Below are 5,330 nucleotides of genomic sequence, written 5' to 3' on the forward strand. Positions count from 1 at the left end.
CTAAGGGGTTGACAACGCACCGCCGAACTCAAAAAACACACTGTAAACACTGAACTTCAATTTTGAACTAAAGCCGCCACGCGTTGGCAATCCCTCTTGAGCCGTTTGTTAGGCCAACCGATTGACAACGATACTTTCAAAACCAAAGAACAGGGCTTTTTACAAACTTAAAACAAACTAACCGATTCATTTATAAACCAAAACCCTAATTCAGCAAAGAAACCAAAAAACTAAAATTGAGCGATTTGGAAGAAAAGTGACGAGCGTAGCATGCTCGGCGGACGTTTGGATGCTGAAGGTTATTTTGCCGCTAAACTCACAACGAAAAGCAACTCAACGCGATCAAGAAACAACAAATATGTGATGATTATTTATTGCTTAACTTAAGCCAGAAAACATGGAATTTACCGCTCAATTCCAACTCGATTTAGCTGATAAAAACTCACTTTGCCTAACGCCCGGCTAAGGGGTTGACAACGCACCGCCGAACTAAAAAAACCACTGTAAACACTGAACTTCAATTTTGCACTAAAGTCGCCACGCGTTGGCAATCCCTCTTGAGCCGTTTGTTATGCAAATTCAATGAGATAAACCGAATTTACACGACCAAAAGCCACGATTGCAATGGTTGAGTGATTCAAGAACCAACCCAAGCAAGAACTGTGATAAATAAGCCGCCAAAACAAAGTCCACCTTTCAACAACAAACCAAGCTTTTGAATGAGACAAACCCTACAAGCAATACTTTCAGCAAGTGCAAAATGCTCGATTAACTTGCCCTTTCCACACTTTGCGCCCACCAGATTCACAACACGCCAACGCTAAAACTGATTGAGGCAAACAAAGAACCTTGCCTGTTTTACGGTTTGAGTGAACCACGAATCTGAGGGTAAAAGTGCTCCTTTGCCGACAACACAAAACGAATGGCCGGAGAAATTTAAAAAGATTGAACCCCTAAATTTTCCTGAGTTGCATAACGCCGCGTTAAGGGGCAGCCAACGCTACTACCAACTTACCGCATAACACGGTAATCACACAAACCAACGCATAATAAAAATGCCGCGCGTTGGCTGTCCCTCTTTAACGCTTTGTTATACATTTTTTTCTGCAAAACTATCCCAATCGGTAATAAACATTCTTAGATAATCTTCACTGCTTAATGTTGTTTCTTCGTATCCAACATCTTTACGCAAAGCAATCATTAACTCACCTAAACCTAGCAATGTCTTTTTAGGGTCTACGCCCTCAATTCCTGTTTCTTTTTTCCATTGAGAATACATTTTTATTGTTGAATCTGATGCAAAAAAGAAAATACCAATCCCTAGTTCGACTGTAAGTTCTCGCAATTTAGCAACGGTTTTTGGATCATTTGATTCGATCTTTTTCCTGAAAGATTCATTAGTAAAGATATCTTGTTGTAACTTACCGAAATCTATAAACTTCTCTATCTTTCTCAATGAGATTTGTGACTGGTTAATTTTGAGAAGTTCGAGCTCTTTTGATAATTGTTGAGAGAGCATCAATTCTTGGCGCTTATGTATTGCAGCAGGAAGACCTTTAAACCAAATCCATAATAAAATTCCTAACCCTAACAAAATAAATTGAGATGTTAATATTACCCAGTTCATCGCCATATTCTCCAAAATGTATAACGCCCGCTTAAGGGGCAGCCAACGCTACTACCAACTTACCGCCTAACACCGTAATCACAAAAACCAACGCACGATAAAAATGCCACGCGTTGGCTGTCCTTCTTGAAGCGTTTGTTAGCCGATTTTCAGATCTAGCTTGAAATTACGAATAATCTTTTCATCCAAACAGCTCCGTAAAAACTTATTCATTTGTGTCATGTCATTAGAAGAGTAAAAATCGAGCATGAGCGTATTAAACTCTTGCTGACGCTTGGCTTGCACATTAATGATAGGAAAACCATTAGCCAACAAAATACCGTTCATCATGAACCGACCGGTACGTTTGTTAACATCCCAAAAAAATTGAGCACGTGCCATTTGTAAAAATGCAGTAATTGCTTGATCGTAAACATCAGATTCACTATTAACCTGACTCTCAACTTCAAGCCATTTATCGTCCAACTCATCTGGAGCGGGGGGCTCATACTCTGAACCCGTAATGGAAACGTAACCAGAGCGAAACTTACCCCACTCTAACGCTTCTTCTTTGCCAGCTATATTGTGAATTTTTAAAGCGGTTTCTTTATTAAATTGAAACTCACCTTGATCAACTAAGCCAAAAATAAGTTCCCATGCTCGAGCTTGGTTCATTGCCATATTTTGATCACTAATTCGATGGCCACCTACGGTGATCCCATCAAGAATCGTTTGCACCTCAGGCAAAGTCATTGCTACACCCTCGAGGTTAACAGCGTCATAAACCAAAGCTGGAACATCTCTTTTGGCAAGTTGTTTAGCCAACGGTATATTTGGTTTCATATTCCACATGTTATCTGTCAATGCTGTCATGGTGGTCTTCTTCAATGTAAGTAAAACTTGGCTAAGTATACACTTACTGATGAGTAAGGTGGTAGAAGTCGGCTAACGCCCAATTAAGTGGTGAACAACGCACTGGCCAAGCCGCTGCATTGCACCCTAAAACACTTTACTCAACGCATAGTAAAACTGCCACGCGTTGAGAATCCACTTGAATTGCTTGTTATGTAAATTTTACCGTGAATTCAAAGTAAACCACCGTAGAAATGAAGAGATTTGAATAAGTTACGTACAAAAACGATGCTGACCAAAACCTAAATTTCACAGCGATCTTAGCCAAAGAGAGCCACTTGCAGAATCAACAACAAAGAAAGCGCCCTTTCAGCCACAACAAAACCTTTTACTTCACCAGACTTTCAGAGCTGAACTTCAGCAAGAGAGTCAGTCAAAAAGACATTTCAATTAAAGCGATTTGAAACCGACGAATCTCAACACAAACCAGATCCAAAACTTAATTGAGGCAACCCAAGAACCTTGAAAACGATAAATCTCAGATTGTTCAAGAATCCATTTCGACAAGCCAACTTGCCGAAAACACGGAGCGAATTCTCAATAAAATCGTAGAATTAACCTCAAAAACTCATCAAACACATAACGCCCGGCTAAGGGGTTGACAACGCATAGCCGGACTCAAAAAACACACCGTAAACACTGAACTTCAATTTTGAACTAAAGTCGCCACGCGTTGGCAATCCCTCTTGAGCCGTTTGTTATGTGCTTTTTGCACCACAAATTTTTTGTAATACTGCCTCAATGACATTATCACTGATTTGTTGACTAACTTCTGATGATGAAATCGGATCGGAAGTATAAAGAAGTCCATTCCCCGTCACTGTAAATTTTCTAGTTTTACAATCAATACTGGTTGGAGCTGATAAATCACCAGATTTACCGTCTCTTCTTATATGTAAGTTCTTCAGATCTGTTAAATCACCATCAATAAACCATTGATCTGAATAGGGTGGCATCTCCAACGGTTCGTCATAAACATAAAGACTGTTAATATCTGATGCACCATGGCAAAAGAAACTAACAAAGACGAAAGCTGTAAATATACTTCTATACATTATCTTTCCATACTACATAATTTGAGTGGACCATAAATCGAGAAACACATAACGCCCGGCTAAGGGGTTGACAACGCACCGCCGAACTCAAAAAACACACTGTAAACACTGAACTTCAATTTTGCACTAAAGCCGCCACGCGTTGACAATCCCTCTTGAGCCGTTTGTTAGGCCAACCGATTGACAACGATACTTTCACAACCAAAGAACAAGGCTTGTTTGAAAATTGAAAACCAACTAAGCGATTTATTTATAAACCAAAATCTCAAATCAGCAAAGAAACCCAAAAACTCAAATTGAGCGGTTTGGAAGAAAAGTGACGAGCGTAGCATGCTCGGCGGACGTTTGGATGCTGAAGGTTATTTTGCCGCTGAATTTACAGCGCTAAACAACCTAACGCGATCAAGAAACAACAAATAGGTGATGACGATTTATTGCTCATATTTAGCCCGAGAGCCTGGAATTTACTGTTCAATTTCAACTCGATTATCGCTGATAAAAACTCACCTTGCCTAACGCCCGGCTAAGGGGTTGACAACGCACCACCGAACTCAAAAAACATACTGTAAACGCTGAACTTCAATTTTGCACTAAAGCCGCCACGCGTTGGCAATCCCTCTTGAGCCGTTTGTTATAAGCAATTTTTAGTTGATCCTCTTGAGATGCTTTTGGCTCACCCAATAAAAAGACGATTTATAACGAATCATAGCCCAACCGCTGACAAATGAATGCACATACACTCTTTGACCTTTACTTAAAGTACCAACAATCTCTTTCAAACCAAATGGATTGTCGCGAACATTTAGTTTGGTAGCAGTTACCTCATAGTCGCCAGCTCTTATTTCACTTTGAGATGTATATTTAGATGACTGAACACTAGTAGAAGATTTGGGTGATGTGTAAGTATTTGAGGAGTAAGTGCCTATACGACAAGTTTTCTTCCATGAAATGCATGAGTTTCCACATGGCTGCCCTTTTTTACAGTTCTTGGCTTGAGCGTTGAACCCAAAAGTCAAACCAAGGAACAAAACTAAAAGAATCTTATATTTCACTCTCATTATCCCATAATTGCTTATAACGCCCAATTAAGTGGTGAACAACGCACTGGCCAAGCCGCTGCATTGCACCGTAAAGCACTTTACCTGACGCATAGTAAAACTGCCACGCGTTGAGAATCCACTTGAATTGCTTGTTATGTGAATTTTACCGTGAATTCAAAGTAAACCACCGTAGAAATGAAGAAATTTGAATAAGTTACGTAAAGAACGATGCTTACTAAAACCTAAATTTCACAGCGATCTTAGCCGAAGAAAACCACTTACAGAATCAACAACAAAGAAAGCGCCCTTCCAGCCATAACCAAACCTTTTGCTTCACCAGACTTTCAGAGCTGAATGTCAGCAAGAAAATCAGTCAAAAAGACATTTCAATTAAAGCGATTTGAAACCGACGAAACTCAACACAAACCAGATCCAAAACTTAATTGAGGCAACCCAAGAACCTTGAAAACAATAACTCTCAGGTTGTTCCAGAATCCAGTTCGACCAAGCCAACCTGCCGAAAATACAGAACGAATTCTCAATGAAATCGTAGCTTTGACCTTAAAAACTCATCCAACACATAACGCCCAGCTAAGGGGTTGACAACGCACCGCCGAACTCAAAAAACACACCGTAATCACTGAACTTCAATTTTGCACTAAAGTCGCCACGCGTTGGCAATCCCTCTTGAGCCGTTTGTTAGGCCAACCAATTGAC

4 protein-coding genes are annotated in these 5,330 nt (G+C 40.1%); all 4 read right to left on the minus strand.

Features of this window, described 5'->3' with window-relative positions; translation table 11 throughout:
• Positions 1–1,090: 1,090 nt before the first annotated feature.
• Positions 1,091–1,633, minus strand: a complete 543-nt coding sequence (locus tag AACV20_RS09185) for a hypothetical protein (RefSeq protein WP_170908064.1) — start codon at positions 1,631–1,633, stop codon at positions 1,091–1,093.
• Between the two features lie 132 nt (positions 1,634–1,765).
• Positions 1,766–2,479 carry a Fic family protein gene (locus tag AACV20_RS09190; protein ID WP_170908065.1) on the minus strand — a complete coding sequence of 238 codons (714 nt, stop codon included), beginning with the start codon at positions 2,477–2,479 and terminating at the stop codon, positions 1,766–1,768.
• 737 nt (positions 2,480–3,216) lie between these two features.
• Entirely contained in the window at positions 3,217–3,573 is a 357-nt protein-coding gene (locus AACV20_RS09195; protein WP_094501595.1) for a hypothetical protein, read from the minus strand.
• A gap of 644 nt (positions 3,574–4,217) precedes the next feature.
• The gene (locus AACV20_RS09200; protein ID WP_170908066.1) at positions 4,218–4,625 is read right to left on the minus strand and encodes an SH3 domain-containing protein; all 408 of its coding nucleotides are present in this window, start codon (positions 4,623–4,625) and stop codon (positions 4,218–4,220) included.
• Between the last annotated feature and the right edge of the window lie 705 nt (positions 4,626–5,330).

Origin of the sequence: Vibrio sp. B4-6, assembly GCF_963888245.1 — a bacterium.
Lineage (GTDB): Bacteria > Pseudomonadota > Gammaproteobacteria > Enterobacterales > Vibrionaceae > Vibrio > Vibrio anguillarum.

Excerpts from the sequence above, each read along its gene's own strand:
- AACV20_RS09185 (WP_170908064.1), bottom strand. The coding sequence starts at position 1,633 with ATGGCGATGAACTGGGTAATATTAACATCTCAATTTATTTTGTTAGGG.
- AACV20_RS09195 (WP_094501595.1), bottom strand. The coding sequence starts at position 3,573 with ATGTATAGAAGTATATTTACAGCTTTCGTCTTTGTTAGTTTCTTTTGC.
- AACV20_RS09190 (WP_170908065.1), bottom strand. The coding sequence starts at position 2,479 with ATGACAGCATTGACAGATAACATGTGGAATATGAAACCAAATATACCG.